Source organism: Arthrobacter glycogeni, from assembly GCF_054511155.1.
In genome coordinates this window covers 1-14,673 of the sequence record NZ_JBTNDE010000035.1, presented here as the reverse complement: position 1 = coordinate 14,673, position 14,673 = coordinate 1, and the positions used below count along the sequence as shown (strand labels likewise).

Annotated in this window: 16 protein-coding genes; 6 read left to right on the top strand and 10 right to left on the bottom strand. The window is 60.2% G+C overall.

Translation table 11 applies throughout. The features are described 5' to 3' along the window. The first annotated feature begins 611 nt into the window (after positions 1-611). Entirely contained in the window at positions 612-998 is a 387-nt protein-coding gene (locus ACX80O_RS16165) for a four-helix bundle copper-binding protein (protein ID WP_459334090.1), read from the top strand. Positions 999-1,115: 117 nt separating this feature from the next. Here the strand turns inward: ACX80O_RS16165 and ACX80O_RS16160 are convergent, their stop codons facing one another. Next, positions 1,116-1,397 carry an isochorismatase family protein gene (locus ACX80O_RS16160; RefSeq protein WP_459334089.1) on the bottom strand — a complete coding sequence of 94 codons (282 nt, stop codon included), beginning with the start codon at positions 1,395-1,397 and terminating at the stop codon, positions 1,116-1,118. A gap of 33 nt (positions 1,398-1,430) precedes the next feature. Beyond that, complete coding sequence (locus ACX80O_RS16155; protein ID WP_459334088.1) at positions 1,431-1,673, bottom strand: hypothetical protein; 243 nt, start codon at positions 1,671-1,673, stop codon at positions 1,431-1,433. 323 nt (positions 1,674-1,996) lie between these two features. Here ACX80O_RS16155 and ACX80O_RS16150 point away from each other — a divergent pair, with 323 nt between their 5' ends. Both ACX80O_RS16150 and ACX80O_RS16145 read left to right on the top strand, forming a co-directional pair. Continuing rightward, positions 1,997-2,344 (top strand): DUF427 domain-containing protein, encoded by a 348-nt coding sequence (locus ACX80O_RS16150; protein ID WP_459334087.1) that lies wholly within the window; start codon positions 1,997-1,999, stop codon positions 2,342-2,344. A gap of 134 nt (positions 2,345-2,478) precedes the next feature. Further along, positions 2,479-2,652: a hypothetical protein gene (locus ACX80O_RS16145; RefSeq protein ID WP_459334086.1), complete on the top strand. Its 174-nt coding sequence runs from the start codon at positions 2,479-2,481 to the stop codon at positions 2,650-2,652. 418 nt (positions 2,653-3,070) lie between these two features. Here the strand turns inward: ACX80O_RS16145 and ACX80O_RS16140 are convergent, their stop codons facing one another. The 5 genes from ACX80O_RS16140 to ACX80O_RS16120 all read right to left on the bottom strand — a co-directional run bounded on the left by ACX80O_RS16140 (position 3,071) and on the right by ACX80O_RS16120 (position 5,297). Further along, entirely contained in the window at positions 3,071-3,247 is a 177-nt protein-coding gene (locus tag ACX80O_RS16140; protein WP_459334085.1) for a hypothetical protein, read from the bottom strand. Further along, the gene (locus ACX80O_RS16135) at positions 3,228-3,635 is read right to left on the bottom strand and encodes a GNAT family N-acetyltransferase (protein ID WP_459334084.1); all 408 of its coding nucleotides are present in this window, start codon (positions 3,633-3,635) and stop codon (positions 3,228-3,230) included. Before ACX80O_RS16135 ends, ACX80O_RS16140 begins: the two co-directional genes overlap by 20 nt. A 305-nt stretch (positions 3,636-3,940) precedes the next feature. After that, on the bottom strand, positions 3,941-4,276 hold the full coding sequence (locus ACX80O_RS16130; protein ID WP_459334083.1) for a hypothetical protein: 336 nt from the start codon (positions 4,274-4,276) through the stop codon (positions 3,941-3,943). Between the two features lie 74 nt (positions 4,277-4,350). Then, positions 4,351-4,608, bottom strand: coding sequence for an SHOCT domain-containing protein (locus tag ACX80O_RS16125; protein WP_459334082.1), 258 nt, complete (start codon positions 4,606-4,608; stop codon positions 4,351-4,353). A 491-nt stretch (positions 4,609-5,099) separates the two neighbouring features. After that, positions 5,100-5,297 (bottom strand): hypothetical protein, encoded by a 198-nt coding sequence (locus ACX80O_RS16120; RefSeq protein ID WP_459334081.1) that lies wholly within the window; start codon positions 5,295-5,297, stop codon positions 5,100-5,102. 650 nt (positions 5,298-5,947) lie between these two features. On the opposite strand from ACX80O_RS16120, the gene ACX80O_RS16115 reads away from it, so the two are divergent. Further along, positions 5,948-6,721, top strand: coding sequence for a GVDTG sorting domain-containing protein (locus ACX80O_RS16115; protein WP_459334080.1), 774 nt, complete (start codon positions 5,948-5,950; stop codon positions 6,719-6,721). A gap of 596 nt (positions 6,722-7,317) precedes the next feature. On the opposite strand, the gene ACX80O_RS16110 is transcribed toward ACX80O_RS16115, so the two are convergent. Continuing rightward, on the bottom strand, positions 7,318-8,031 hold the full coding sequence (locus ACX80O_RS16110; RefSeq protein ID WP_459334079.1) for an ANTAR domain-containing protein: 714 nt from the start codon (positions 8,029-8,031) through the stop codon (positions 7,318-7,320). 32 nt (positions 8,032-8,063) lie between these two features. Beyond that, positions 8,064-8,750: a GAF and ANTAR domain-containing protein gene (locus tag ACX80O_RS16105; protein WP_459334078.1), complete on the bottom strand. Its 687-nt coding sequence runs from the start codon at positions 8,748-8,750 to the stop codon at positions 8,064-8,066. Positions 8,751-9,608: 858 nt separating this feature from the next. On the opposite strand from ACX80O_RS16105, the gene ACX80O_RS16100 reads away from it, so the two are divergent. Further along, positions 9,609-11,528, top strand: a complete 1,920-nt coding sequence (locus tag ACX80O_RS16100; RefSeq protein WP_459334077.1) for a multicopper oxidase family protein — start codon at positions 9,609-9,611, stop codon at positions 11,526-11,528. 495 nt (positions 11,529-12,023) lie between these two features. Here ACX80O_RS16100 and ACX80O_RS16095 read toward each other — a convergent pair whose 3' ends face one another. Beyond that, positions 12,024-13,295: an alpha/beta hydrolase gene (locus tag ACX80O_RS16095; protein ID WP_459334076.1), complete on the bottom strand. Its 1,272-nt coding sequence runs from the start codon at positions 13,293-13,295 to the stop codon at positions 12,024-12,026. A 430-nt stretch (positions 13,296-13,725) separates the two neighbouring features. On the opposite strand from ACX80O_RS16095, the gene ACX80O_RS16090 reads away from it, so the two are divergent. Next, positions 13,726-14,121 (top strand): hypothetical protein, encoded by a 396-nt coding sequence (locus ACX80O_RS16090; RefSeq protein WP_459334075.1) that lies wholly within the window; start codon positions 13,726-13,728, stop codon positions 14,119-14,121. Positions 14,122-14,673: the final 552 nt, after the last annotated feature.

Below are 14,673 nucleotides of genomic sequence, written 5' to 3'. Positions count from 1 at the left end.
CTGGGCCATCAATACCCAGAACCGTGCCTCCTGAACAATCCGTTCCTTCTTCGATGACATACACAACACCTCGCATCAATAGGGGTGTTGCAACGACCGACTGAACTCACCACCGGCTTGTGGGACAACGATATGGCGCGGTCTCGGCCGCATGGCTGTTGTCCTACGGTGGTTTGAATTCATCTAGCTGGGTGCCATAACCGATGATGAGTAGTCGGTCTATGCTTCGGTGTTGAGTAGGATTGACTCGGTGCGCATTGGTCCCCGCATTCCTCGGACCCGCCAAATCTGGTCCATTCCAGGCTGGTCTCGATGTTCGCGAGAATCTCATCATTCGCGCTAAGTGCCCGCACCGTAACCAAATCCGGGGTAGTCCCGTTTGTGTTCTGGGTTCGAGCTCAACGACGACCAGCGTCAAATATGGCGCGAAATCGCTGATAAGTGCCCAGTCCACCGCACCCTGCATTCGGAAATCCTCATCGAAACGATAGTCTCTGACACAAACCCGGGGCGGACCAGCGTCCGGGACGAGCCGGGTACGAAGGTGCTGGAATGAACAGTCTCAATGTGATGGCACTTTATAGGGAGAGACTACGAGTACAGCTAGATCCATGATGGCGGCGCACCCTGACGGTGAGCCATTATTAGCCGAAGCGCTGGGCACATGCATTGAAGCTGCCTTCGCCTGCGCACAGGCAAGCGATGCCTGCGCGGACGCTTGTATGGCGGAAGAGACGGTAGCTGAATTGCGAAAGTGCATTCGTCTCAGTTTGGACTGCGCTGATCTTTGTATGGCCACTGGCCGGTTCCTCAGCAGGCTGACCGATGTCGACGGCAACCTCCTGAAGACAATCCTGATGGCATGCAGAGACTTCTGCACCACGAGCGCCATCGAGTATGAAAGGCACGCCGAGACTTACCCATATTGCCGGATCGCTGCCGAGGCCTGCCGCCGCTGCGAACAGGCCTGCCAGGATTTACTTCCCCGGCCGTTCTGAAGTCAGCAAACCATGCTCCCCAATTCCTGACCACTTGTTCTCGAGGGTGTACTGCGAAGCATGAGGCGCCTGGCTGACACACTCATGATCAGGGCACCCAGGACGTCCCTGATGTTGTCAGGGTGAGGCCTGAAACGACGCACCGGCCTCGTCGGTGGTGATGACGGCACCTGCGATGTAGTTGAAGTTCGTCAGTGCAGCGGCGTAGCCGTCTCCCAGTTCAGTGTGTTGTGCGGCTGCCGTGGCGTCCGCGACGACCGTCACGTCGAAGCCCTGCCCCAGCAGTTCCCTCAGGTGGCTCTCGATGCAAAGATTGGCTGACATTCCTGCCAGGACTACCTTGCTGATGCCGCGTTTGCGTAGCTGAAGGACGAGGTCGTTCTGTTCCGGCCCGTACACCTTGTGGGGGCTGCAAATAACGGTCTTTCCGTCCTAGATGTAGGGCTTGTACTGCTCCAGCCAGTCAGCGCCTGAGCCTTCGAATCCCTCCAGGCTCAGGGGTCCGGGTCGGTCGAACATACCGATTTCGTGCATTTTCTTTTCCAGTGTCCCGCCGAATTCCCATTGGTGATCCTGCGGGAAGTAGTAGTGCGGGGAGATGAAAACCTTGTACCCGGTGGTTTCGGCGGTCGCGACCAACTGGTCGATGTGTTCGACCGTGTTGTTTTCCCGCACACTGTGCCCGACCAGTTCCTATGTCACCCCGTCGGGGCTGAGGAAATCATTCTGTGGGTCTGTCAGCACGAGCGCTGTTGTCGAATTATCGAACGTCATGGCTCTCCTTAGGTGGTGATAACGGCGGTCCCTGATCTTCGGGCACCTTTGCACGCTAGGCGGCGGTGGGCGATAGTTCTGTAACCCAGGACACCGTGGGCCAGGCCCCGGTAGGCCTACAGTAGCGGGGCACACACTCCGGACCCTGACGCACTCCACGGCCCGAGGAACAATGCCGCCCGGTCAGGCAAAGCTGGCCGGGCCACAGGGAAAGGGAACCCACTATGGCAAGAGCACTGTGGAATGGAGCGGTCATCGCCGAGTCCGAGGATGGTGTGGTGGTCGAGGGCAACAGCTACTTCCCCATGGACGCGGTCGACAAACGGTATTTCAAGGACAGTGATATGTACTCTGTCTGCCCGTGGAAGGGCAAGGCCAGTTACCGCACCCTGGAAGTCGATGGACGGCAGAATACGGACGCCGCCTGGTTCTATCCCGAACCGAGCAGCGGGCGCTGCCGATCAAGAACCGTGTCGCCTTCTGGCGTGGCGTCACCATCGAACCCGGCGTCACGGCACCTCAGTGACGCCGACAGCGGTTATTCCCCCGGGCCATCCTGTCCCTCCGCCTGATACAAGGAGAAGAAACGGGCTCCTGCCACACACTTAAGCTATAACTGACGACGGACGCCCGTTCTACCCCAGTGCCTGCGGACCCGGGACGGTAGGTGATCCGGGACGGGTCCAAAGGCTGGTTTCAGGATTCGGTGAGCTTGGTGAGGGACAAGCCCTATGCAGGCCCCAGCGATACCAATGATTTCGACGGACTGGACCCCGACGCAGCATCGAAGCTGATGCACCAGTACCGGCTACTAGGTGATTGTTTCGAACAATCCAATGACGACGAAATGATAGGCCGGGGCTGGCTCATCGAGGGCTGACGGGATCTGATCGACAACAAGCAAGAACATCTCATGCGGGCAGAGCGGGAACTCACCGCCGCAGTGAAACTAGCCCGACACGAGGGAGTCACTGGGCAGATATCGGTCAGTTACTCGGAATTACTGCTGAGGAAGCAGCACCGGGCTCTGCCCCTAGCGACTACGTCTGGCCGCGCCATGGCCACTACCGCGTTCGATAAAAACAAGTGGTTGTTCGAGTCCGTGAGCTGCGTTCGCTTCTGGGTGCCGCTTCGCGCAGGTTTAGCGGCCGACGTGAGTTAAGCCTTCGATTCCGGCTCTGCTTCCGGATTCTGACGAATGTGTTGTGTTCATGCTTTAGCCCGGTGCTCTTCCACGCTCATGATACTGGATTTCACCAGCGACCTGACTGCACCGGTTGCCGACTAGGATCTGAGGCTCAGAAGGCAGGTTGGCGTGTGCTGAGTTCTTCAGCCAGTTCTTTGTAGTGCAGGCTCAGGCGGCGGTCGGCCTGGACCCGCTGGTGCATTCTGATAGTCAGAATAATCAGGTCCAAGGTAGGGATGGCGGTGAGGTCCGAGGGGATCCGGCCGTTGCTATCCCACCAGGCGTTCACCGGAAACATGATAATTTTCCCGCTCATACCGCTTTTCCGCCGTCGCCGGCTGCTCTTGGGGCAGTATGTCGGCGCCTGGCTGGGGGATGAGATGGAAGTACTGTGGCTGTGTGCTCAGGTAGGCTCTGATCATCGGACAGAACGGCAGGATCGCCAGCCGGCGACGGTGCGCACTGCTCAGCACGGCGTCCATCAATACTTTGTCCAGATGGCAGCCTTTGTAATGCCGGTCGTCGATCACCGTTTCAAGAATCCATAGTTGACCGGTGTCTATCCTGTATCGGGAATACCCGGCAACATGCCCGTCCGAATAGACCTCGAAACGGGATAGCAGCTGATGATCAAACACAGACGCCCGGATACCCGGCGCCACGGCCGCTATGGTCATCGCGGAGGCTCCTGCGAACGGGTTTGAAGTTCCTCCGAGAGCGCCTGAAAGTCATCGCTCGCACCAACCCGAGGAAAACCATGGTCCAACTCCCGGAAGACCCGGTTGCACAGCCCCCGCAATTCGGCAGTCGTGACACCCGACAGATCCACTAGAAGGGGCGGTAGTGCTTCGTCGAAGAGGTACAACAGATCCTCAAGAATCCGCATTTGACGACACCCGCTCAGTGGTCACTGCCACCGGAGCCACGGCGGCCGAGATCACTATGGTCGGTGCTGTCGCTGTCGGTGAAACGGTGATGCTGTTCATGAAGCCACCTGCTCGGCTATGGGGGTGCTTCGCTTCAGTGCGGGGCATCTTGGTATGACCCTCGGAGCCTTGACGCTGATTCTTCGGCTGTCAGCGGCGTTTTCGTTGGCAGCGAAGACGTTAAGAAAATGGAGCGCGTCGACGTCAATATGTTTGGTTTCGTAGAGATCCACGACGACAGCCAGACCGCCGGCTAGCGACCGGGCACAGTGGATCAGCGGGAATAGTGCTTCGTAGCTGTTGTCGGTGAGGCAGCCATTGACCTGGAGAACCACGCCGGTGCGGTCCATGTTCATGTCCAGCCGAACAAACACCTGCAGCTTGTGTTCCATGCATTCACTCCACAAGATAGACGTTCATGTCTGCGGACATTATCAATAACCGCATCAGGATCGGGCACCCTACTTCAGGGTCCGGCCCGACCTTCCAGCACGGCAATCCGACTGCGATACTCGGTTTCGTCGATCTCCCCCCGCGCGAACCGGTCGGCCAGCAGATCCTCAGACATCCGTGGCGGGGGCAGCTGAGCGCCGCGCTGACCGGAATTACCGGTGGAGCGCAAGAGCAGGACAATGCCCGTGATCACAGCCCCCCAGAAAAGCAGGAAACTGATTCCCATCAGGATGTACCCCCACACCCCCATATCGCCGTTCCAATACATCATGGCTATTCCTCTCGACAGCGACTCGGCCAGGTGGATGGATGGGTGGGAGAACCGGCCATCTTCTCACTTCCACTATCGCTACCTGCAGGCGGCAACGATAGTGTCTTTAGTCCCGGACAAACGACGATGTCGGTGACCTGCCACTACCTTGTGCCCCCAGCCAGGGCCGATCCCCCAACATTTGAGAGATCTTCGTCCGTGTTCCAGCGCGTGTCTGATAGCTGCCCTATACCGGCTGATGGATCGGTGGATTGAGAACTGGGTGATGGGTGAGGAACCAGTGATGCTTACCGAAACCGAAGTGGATTCGGCGCGTAAACCCTGCCACGGATTTACCCTCGCCGCGGCGGGTGTACGTGTCGAGGGCGCTACCCGTCCGAAGCTCACAGGGTGAAGGCGCATGCCACGGCGTGGGCCAAAACAGCGGTGCGGTTTTCGTTTCTTAAGCCGAAGATCAGAATTCAGCGTGCTCCTGCCGCTGACGATGAGACCTAACGGGCACGGGGCGGCCTACTGCTCTGAGTCATCCCGGTTGTCGTCGGTGCGGTCACCGCGGCGATGAGTACCCGCAGGGCAATCATCACCGGCTTGTTACGCGGCTCTGCCTGGACGGTTGAACTTCGTTCCTGGGAGGCCCGGGAACCGTGGTCGGGTCGGGGACAGCTGTAGGCGGTCAGTCGATTCGACACGCGGTTGCCGTAAAACCTTCACCACATGATATTCGTCACGTAAAGCGCGGAGGATGGGCCCGTGTGATGACTGTGAAGGGAAGGTTAGGCGAATGTTTTTCTCAGCACATATACCTCGCCGCCGCCACCAGGGGCTTTGGTTACTGAGGGGTCGCATGAACTCGGTGGTGGCATGAGGAAGCGCCGGAGAGCACACGGTGGAGGCCGTTCTTTTGTGTTCTCCGACGCTTTCGACCGGGTAAACCCATTCCGGCCCATCAGTCACTCGCACGTGAAGATAGCTAAGATACTACGCCTGCCGTCTGATCTTTACCTGGCAATAAGGGGTGTTCTTTTCCTGTTGTGCGTGCTCTAGAAAATCAGTGACAACTCCGATGTCCTTGACGTCCGCGCACAGCACCCATTGGAATTCTCGGCGATGGTGCGAGGCTACCCACTAACCTCACCTGCATCACCGGTTACATAGAAATGCTATCCAACGAGGTGGTTCTGTGCCTACAGTGAGAATACGCACTACACGTTTTGTGGGTGCTGGAGTTCCGGGGTAATTGTGTGGGGGATCCAATCCACCCCGGGATGTGCTCCGAATCACTATTAGAGCGGATCCGACACAGGATGCGCACTCATCGCACAGTGAAGGAATTATTTCCATGAACAAGTCAATGCGTTTCCTTGCAGTTCCCACCCTCGCCCTCGGCGCCCTGGCCATGGCAGCATCGCCGGCCATGGCAGCAGATGGCTCCTACTCCTCGACTTTGGGCCAGCTCAACGGCACCACCGGCACCGGCAGCATCACCGTTGACGTCACCGGCGACAAGGCACTGGTGAACCTGCAGGTTTCCGGTCTTGCTGAAACCTTCATGGACGCACCATACCCTCACGTCCAGCACATCCACGGTGGAGCGCTGGGCGAATGCCCGACCCCAGCAGCGGATGAAAACGGTGACGGCATCCTCAACACCACCGACGGTGCCCCCTCCTACGGTGGAATCCAAACCACGCTGACCACCAGCGGCGCCACCGGCCCCGAAGAAGGCCTCAACCTCGAACTCGGAGGCCAAGGCGGAAACTACACCATCGAACGTGAAATCGACCTCAACGCCGAAACCAAGGCTTCCCTCGAAGCCGGTACCGCCGTCGTCGTCGTTCACGGCCTGGACCCAGCAACTGCCGGTGTCTCCGAGGAAGTCTTCAACTCCCCAAGTGACCTGGACCCCGCACTTCCCGTCGGCGCGACCTCACCAGCACTGTGTGGAACTCTTGTAGCCTCCCAGATGGGCGACATGCCTGCCGGTGGCGCCGACACTGGTGTGGCCCAGGAAACCGGATCCAACAATGCTATGCTCGCCCTCGGTGGCGGACTCGTCCTGGCAGCAGCAGCCGGTGGAACCTACATGGTCCGCCGCAGCAACACCAAAGCATAAACAGCAAATAACACAGCAGCACCCGAACTAACCGGACCTAAACCCTCCACCGATTAGCTCACCCAAAGCGACCGCCGCAGAAGCCCCTACCTTCTGCGGCGGTCGCTTCTTAAAACACACCGACACCGGTATCCCTGTCACGGGCGAGTACAGACGACCCCACCAGCTTTATGACCATCCTTGACGTCACCCAGCAACTTAACACCAGCACGAGCCAGATCCGCGCATTTATCAGAGCAGAGATCTGCCAGCAATCCAAATTGGCGGCAGAGGGCAGTGGCGCATCGGGCGGACCAAGTTAAAGAGCTACATCACCGACGCCTACCGGTGCACAGCCGAGGCAATCCGCCGTGGTGCGCACTAGGCGACACGGATCTGTGTAGAGCTTGGTGCGTCACCTATCTCGGTGTGATCGACGCACGCACATCCGATGAACGGGCGCGCTTATATTCACTCCGAGGGGCCTATCCAGATGAGCTACAGCGCGGTGACCCAGCCGCCTTCGCAGCGTGGATCAGCTCCGGCGCACGCGCCTACGGAATGTAATGCGCCCTGCGGCGCCTGCCTAACACCGGGTCGTATAAGACTTGGCGGGTTTAAATGGTGAGGGTGCGGTTGAGCACGGCTTCTGCCGTTTCGTGGAGGTTGCGGCTGTTGGCCCGCGAATAGCTGCGCAGACGCTGAAATGCTTCGTTTGTACTGATGTTTTGTATGTGGGCGATCATGCCCTTGGCTTGTTCGATGAGGATCCGGCTATTGAGGGCCTCCTGCAGCTGCTCATTGACGACATCAGATTCCCTGGCCGTGCGTTTTTGCAAAAGACTTATGGTCGCCACGTCGGCTAACGCTTGACCGATGGCTACGTCTTCGTCGGTGAGTTCTCCAGTGTCGGCCCGGAACAGGTTCATCGCCCCGATGGTTCTGCCGTGCAAGCGCATCGGGAAGGCATGGACCGACTGGAAGCCCTGAGATGTTGCGGCGTCCCTGAACTCGGGCCACCGGTCTTTTGTCCCAGCAATGTCACGGATAGTGACAGGGACCCCGGTCGTATAGCACTCAACACACGGGCCGGCACCGGATTCTTGTTGGAGTACTTCAACTAAGTGGCTTTCCTCGCTGGTGGAGGCCAGCACCTGGAGCACTCCGTCGGGGCCTGCCAGCATCAATCCGGCGGCCTTGGCGTCGAGCAGTTCGACGGACTGCTCGACAAGGGTATGCAGCAGTTCCAACACGTCGTAGTCGCCGACCAGCGTGTCCGCGAGTTTAACGAAAGCCGCACTGACCCGGCTTGAGCGGGTACTCGTTTCCATATAGGAATACTAGCAAATTCCTTCTGCCGATATCAGGGTACGGAGGGGGTGAAGTCCAAACGCCTTTCCAGAACGTCGTCGGAGGTTTGGCGAAGAGTGAGCCCATTGGCGAACGCGTGGCCGCGCAGTAACAGCAAGGCGTCCGCGGCTTTCCCACTAGTTTGCGCTACTACCATCCCTGTTGCCTGATGGATTTCCCGGCGGGACAACAACGAGTCATTCTGGTGTTCGCCGTCTTCGGGGTCCACGGCCAGGATGGTGCGCAGCAAAGTCCACGCGGCGCCGTCAACGAGGGAACGCGCCGTCGCAAGCTCTGGCCCGCTCAGTGGTCCTGGGCTGGTGCAGTACAGTTCGACCACCCCAACATCCATCGCACCAACGACCATCGGAAAGACGAACAAGGCTCGGGCCTGCGTTTCCTGCAGGGCCTTGCCGAACACCGGCCAGGCCTCATGGGACGCTGAACGTACCCGAGGAATCAACACCGGCAACCGGGAACTAGTTGCAGTCCATCGGGGGCCTTCGCCTAAATCGAATTGCAGCTCATCCAGCCGGGCCGCGAGGGCATCGCTGGCATACAAAGCGGTTTCTTGTGAGGACCCGCCGAACGCGGATAGCGCAGCCCCTGTCACCGGCAGCGCGTCGATAAAAGATGCGCAGAGGGTGGAACAGACTTTTTCCAGTCCGTCCCCCAGCCCGGCCCCCGTTCCATCACTCATCGCCAGGGCTCCCAACCGAACGAGCAATGCGCGGTAACGGCAGGGAGGGCGGCAGCGGACCCAAATCACGCAACGAGGCCAGGGACAACATTCTTCTCACCCTTTCCAAACGGCCGCCCATTCCCAGGCAGTGGGTAAGAGCTGGACCGCATTTGAATCATTTTATTCTAAACGCATTCAACCAGGCTGGAGTGGCCCTAGAGGGGTGTGGGCAGACATCCATATGGTGTGTACTACGACGGAATTGGTGCCGGTAGAGGGGTAGACGGATACCCCACCCCTGAACTAAGTCGCTCTTGAACTAAGTACAGGACAGCCGCCGGAGGAGTCCATGGATGCTGGCGGGGTTACACGGCTCTGACGGGTGGTTTCTCTTCCCCGACCGGACGTAAGCGTGGAAATAGAAACCCGGGCAGGGACGTCGCTAATCCGATCGCAATCCACCATCGGCGATAACTAAGGTGCCATTTTCTTGCAGCGGGATAAGCCCTTTTCAGAGGAACAACTCGAGCCTCCGTCGACTACTCGGTGTGAGAGCCCTGGAAAACACGTAGCCACTACTCGTGCGGAGACAGCAAGGAGCGATCACTGTTAACAGAGTCGCAAAAGTGACGAAGAGTTTCAAGGAGCAGGTTTATCAATGGCACAGAACAGGCCGATGACGACGAACTTTCTGCCCATCGCTCCACCCGTGTCGACGCAACACCGCACCGTTGCTGACGTGCAGTTCGAGCTGCGTGCGCATCGTTTTGAGTTTTGCGAGTCGTCCGCTTTGTTCGGGTTAGGTGCATAAGCAAACCCCCAACTGCTGTAGGAATCCTCCGTGCGTGTCCGAATCCAGGGTTAGAAAGATTTCCGATGATGCCTCAGAGTGTGCCCACGCAGACGGTTCACCACTCGGTAGTGAAGCTGCCGCTCGCGGGGTGGCTCATGTTGGCCGCCGCTGTCCTACACCTGTGGGAGGTCCAAGACCACGGTCGGGCCTGGTGGGGGTATGGGGTGTTCTTCGTTTTGATCGTCCTAGGGCAGGGTCTGTACGCCCTGCTGCTTCCCCGTTACCCCGGCGTCCGCGCCTTACTGTGGGCCGGCGTGCTCGGCAACCTTACGCTGATCGCGCTGTGGGCCTGGTCGCGAACGGTCGGTCTGCCCGTCGGGCCGCACCGCGACGTAGAGGCGATCGGCCCGGTCGATGCCGTGACGATCACGCTGCAGCTGCTCGTCGTGGTCCTACTCGTCCAGGCCTTGGTGCGCGGGCGTGCCGCGAACCGCTCCTTCGGCGGTGTCTACCGTCGCGACGCACTCAAGATCGGCGTCCTCACCGGCTCCGCCGTCCTGTTCCCCTTCGGCAATACCGCACTGGCGTCCCACAACAACGGTGGCGGTGGGGGGTCGAGCCCGGCCTTCACCCCCTACACCCGCCGGCTTCCCGTTCCTCAGCCTCTGGTCCCGCAGTCGAGCACGGCGTCGGGCGACGTCTACGCCATCACGATGAGGGCGGGGACGGCGGAGATTCTCCCGGGCGTCTCGACGCCTATCTGGGGCTACAACGGCCAGTATCCCGGGCCGTTGCTGCGTACCCGTAAGGGGCGGCAAATGGTGGTCCACCAGACCAACAACCTGCTGGTGCCCACCTCGATCCACACACACGGCGCGTACGTCGATGGCGACTCCGACGGGCATCCGTCGGACACGATCGCACCCGGTGCCACCAAGACCTACACCCTGGGTAACAACCAGAATGCCCGGACGCAGTGGTACCACGACCATGCGGAGCACATCAGCGCCAGCAACGCCTACCGCGGCCTGGCTGGCTTCTACCTCATCGATGACGCCTTGGACGACGCGCTGCCGCTGCCCAAGGGCAATTACGACGTCCCGATCGTCGTGCAGGACCGGCGCTTCAACGCCAACGGGACGCTGTGGTACCCGGCGAACGCAACCGTCGCGGCCACCGACGCGGGCTTCGAGGGCGACGTCCTGGTCGCCAACGGCAAGGCGCAGCCCTTCGCCCCGGTCGCGGCCCGACGCTACCGCTTCCGCTTCCTCAACGGCTCCAACGCCCGCCCCTACCTGCTGCGGCTGTCCAACGGTCAGTCCTTCCAGCTCATCGCCACCGAGGGCGGGCTGCTGGAGGCGCCGGTCACCCTAACCGAGCTGCCGATCTGGCCGGCCGAGCGCTACGAGGTCGTCATCGACTTCGGCCGGGTCCCGGTCGGCACGTCGGTCTACCTCGACAACGGCTACGGCAGCGGGTCGGTATCGCGCATCCTGCGCTTCGACGTGGTGCGCGCCGAGACCGACCCGAGCTCGGTGCCGGCCGTCCTTCGGCCCGCAGCCGACCAGGCCGACGCAACGCACATCGCCACGACCGCGGCGGCGTCGGTCCTGACCCGCGGGTGGAGGTTCGGCAAGAGCTGGGACGGCCTCTACACGATCAACGACAAGATCTACGACAAGAACCGCATCGACGCGCTACCCAAGACGGGAGACACCGAGATTTGGGAGTTCGACAACGGCTGGGGTTGGTCGCACCCGGTGCACATGCACCTGGTCAATTTCAAGATCCTGGACCGCAATGGCCAGCCGCCGAAGGCCCACGAGCGGGGCTGGAAGGACACGGTGATCCTCAACCCGCGCGACAAGGTGCGCGTGCTCGTGAAGTGGCCCGCCGTGCCCATCGGGCCGACCCCGGGCGCGTTCCTGACCCGCTACGCCTACCACTGCCACAACCTCGAGCACGAGGACCACGACATGATGGCGCAGATCCGGGTCGTCTGACCTCGCCGCAGGCGCACAGCCCCACCTCCCCGCATAGGGGGTGGGGCTGTGCGCTTTGAGCAGTGGCTTACCGCCGGCTCTGCCCCGACCAGATCCGGCGGTCAACCGTGAGCAGCAGCGCAACCCCTGACGCCGGGGTCCAGGCAGCCCGCAGCGGCGCTGGTCTGGCCCGGTCGCATCGGATGGTGTTGCTGGGGCTCGCCGGGCCGGCCGCGCTGATCGGGCTCCGGGTTTGCTGTTGGAAGACTGGTAGGCCATGCCCATCAGTTGATCTCTTACCGCTGTACCAGTGTGCACGTCCGCTTCTTCGGGTTTCCGCATTCGTAACAGCCCCTTCTCGTGGCACGATTCTTGTAAACATGGCACGGGCTGATGGCGGTTCGCTGGCTCGCTAAAAGCAAACGACAGTGGCTTCCACGCCTACTTGTCAGGCAAGTGTGGAAGCCACTGTCGTCCCCGGGGAGCTACGTTCCGGGGCTGGTGCGCTGGTTTTTCTTAGTCGGTGTGAGCTGCTGTTTTGCGGCGAGTGGTGAGGATCACTGCGGTGGTGAGGATCAGGACTGCGGCGAGGGCGGTGATGCCGATCGTGGTTTCGTCGGTGTTTGTTGCCGGGGTTCCTGGAACACCGGTGTCCGCTCCACCGGTGGGCATTTGTCCCATCTGGGTGGAGCCGAAGTTGCGGGCGTCCAGCCAAGCGGAGACCTCGGCCGAGAATTGGTCTTTGCTGTTGTGGAGGGTGAGTGCGTGGCCGGTGGCCGGGATGTTGACCGCTGTGACGTCGTTACTGCCGGTCAAGAGACTGGCTTGGGGTTCTGCGAGGACGGGATAGATGGCGTCGCTGTCCCCGGTGAGGACGAGCGTGGGAACATCGATCGATCCGATGTTGGCTTTGTTTGTGTCCACTGCGTCCTTATAGGAGGTGATGTCACCGCAGGGGTCCATGTTGCGCAGGCCCGCCGTGGTATCCACCACTGCTGGTTCAGCGTTGTCGGTGAAAAAGTGGGCCTTGATGAACATTTCCGGGGTGTCCGCCCCGAAGAAAACGTACCCGGGTGACCCGGGGTCACCTTCGGAGAGCGTTCCGCCTGCTTCGCAGGCCGCGATGGCTGTTTCCAGGGCGCCCATCGCAGCGGGGGAGACAGTGGTATCGGAGTAGGACAGGACCATCAGCGCGTCGATGTCCCCGAAGCTGTAGGCGGCTGCCTGGGCGATGATTCCTCCAACGGAATGCCCGGCGAGCACCACTTCGGGGAAGGAGGGAGCGGCTGCTGTGTCGTCGGCCTGGTATTGGCCGCTGCGCAGTTGCGTGACGATCTGGTGGGCAATATCGGCGCGGGATCCGAAGCAGATGCCGGTGCCGTCGGGCTTGTCGGAGGAGTCGTAGCCGAGTCGGTCGACGGTGACGGTCACGTGCCCTGCTGCGGCCTGCTTTTGGGCGAAGTTGTAGCCGGGCTGTTCGCTGTAGTTGCCGAAGAACTCGCCGTAGCTGAGCCCGTGGAGGAGAAGGGTCACGGCTTGCGGATCGTCCAAGGCCTGCTGGGGGCCGGTGATGCTGCCTCGCACGGTGTAAGTTTCACCGTCAGCTTCGCAGGGGATTTTGCTTCGGTTGATGTTCTGGACTTCGAAGCTCACTTCCCGCTGCACGGTCTGCGAACCATCCGCCGCGCCCGTAGCGGGCCCCGCGGCCTGGGCAAGGGGTACGGTGCCGAGAAGAAGAAGCGGAGTAAGGACAACTCCAGTTAGAAGGGGTTTGAAACGCTGAAACATGGCAACCTTTCACACGCCGCAGTTGCACCGGACCCAGGAACCACACCATTGCTGTTCCCTGGACGGCTGAGTGCGAACTCATTGATGAAGAGGAGAAGAGCTTCTTGGTGTCGCCACTGCCCCCAGGAGGTGCGACATTTATCAGCGTACTTTCAATGTCCGTGAGCGTCCATCGTTTTATGAGTCCACGTCGAAAAGGTGGCTGTGAATACCCTTGGTGGATTCCCCCGGGGAGTTAGCTTAAAGCCGTCCAACCTGTGGGGGAGCGGCAGTTCCTGTGGGGGCGGCTTGGCGTATGTATGCGTTGGGTGTGGTCGGAGGGTGTGCGGTGTGGTCACGAAAGAGTTTCGGATTCATACCAATCCGGTCACGGTCCTGGCCCCGAATGGGTAGTGTCCTTCAACTCCCAACAGAATTATGGAGGCACGATATGCAGAATCTTTTGACGAAGTCCCTGGCCGCAACCGCTATCAGCGGTGTGATGATCCTCGGAGGCGCCAGTATGGCCGCCGCCGACAGTACCGAGACCAGTGTGGACGAGGTCACCACCGAGGTGAGCGATAACCAAATCGCCGACAGCGGCAACGTGTCGCTGGATAACATCCTGGGTGATGCGCTGGACATCGGTGATGTTGCGAGCAACAACAACGTGCTTAACGGGATCGACACCGATGTGTCGGATAACTTGAGCGGCAATTTCAGCGATAATGACGCTGATGTTGACGCCAATCCTGATGTGGATGCCGACGTCGATGCCGATAACTCGGTCGACGGCTCTACTGACAGTGGCGAGGACAACGAGGGCCCGCTGGGCGGATTGCTCTAGCCAAACCTTCAATAATGGTGTGGCACCTACCCCGAACCTGGGGTGGGTGCCACACTCATGTCCTGCACCAATCACCGCTGGTCGGTCAGAGCCAGCTAGCCACTACCGCCATCTGGGTGACACTCATTTCATATGTCGAGTATCTAACGACGCGCCCGTAGGTGGCCAGAAGTGCTCACACAACAGGTCAAGACCGTGATTCTGGCTGAGGACAGCTCTAGTAAGGGGTATCTTCATTCTCCGGCTGCGGGTCCGGCATTGCGGGTCATGCATTTCGTCCGCTGATGCAGCCGATGCAGTTTCGTCCATTTTCTAGGGAGCGGCCTAACGCAGTCGGATTCAGGGCGCATGGACTCGTTGGGGGATCAGGGTTAGATTGGTTGTGTTGCCCTAGACCCCGGCAGTGATCGTATTCGTCACTGAAGAAGGGGAGAATCATGACCATTTACGGCAACGAATCATTCCGGCGGTCGGTTCTGATGACTGAGGTAAGCGAACGTCCGGGGTTGGCGGACATATCCGGTATTCCAGTGAAGAGCCGGCCTGGGTTGG

Coding starts and splice junctions, on each gene's coding strand:
- ACX80O_RS16165 (WP_459334090.1), top strand. CDS start 612: ATGATGGCGGCGCACCCTGACGGTGAGCCATTATTAGCCGAAGCGCTG.
- ACX80O_RS16150 (WP_459334087.1), top strand. CDS start 1,997: ATGGCAAGAGCACTGTGGAATGGAGCGGTCATCGCCGAGTCCGAGGAT.
- ACX80O_RS16135 (WP_459334084.1), bottom strand. CDS start 3,635: ATGACCATAGCGGCCGTGGCGCCGGGTATCCGGGCGTCTGTGTTTGAT.
- ACX80O_RS16130 (WP_459334083.1), bottom strand. CDS start 4,276: ATGGAACACAAGCTGCAGGTGTTTGTTCGGCTGGACATGAACATGGAC.
- ACX80O_RS16125 (WP_459334082.1), bottom strand. CDS start 4,608: ATGATGTATTGGAACGGCGATATGGGGGTGTGGGGGTACATCCTGATG.
- ACX80O_RS16115 (WP_459334080.1), top strand. CDS start 5,948: ATGAACAAGTCAATGCGTTTCCTTGCAGTTCCCACCCTCGCCCTCGGC.
- ACX80O_RS16110 (WP_459334079.1), bottom strand. CDS start 8,031: ATGGAAACGAGTACCCGCTCAAGCCGGGTCAGTGCGGCTTTCGTTAAA.
- ACX80O_RS16105 (WP_459334078.1), bottom strand. CDS start 8,750: ATGAGTGATGGAACGGGGGCCGGGCTGGGGGACGGACTGGAAAAAGTC.
- ACX80O_RS16100 (WP_459334077.1), top strand. CDS start 9,609: ATGATGCCTCAGAGTGTGCCCACGCAGACGGTTCACCACTCGGTAGTG.
- ACX80O_RS16095 (WP_459334076.1), bottom strand. CDS start 13,295: ATGTTTCAGCGTTTCAAACCCCTTCTAACTGGAGTTGTCCTTACTCCG.
- ACX80O_RS16090 (WP_459334075.1), top strand. CDS start 13,726: ATGCAGAATCTTTTGACGAAGTCCCTGGCCGCAACCGCTATCAGCGGT.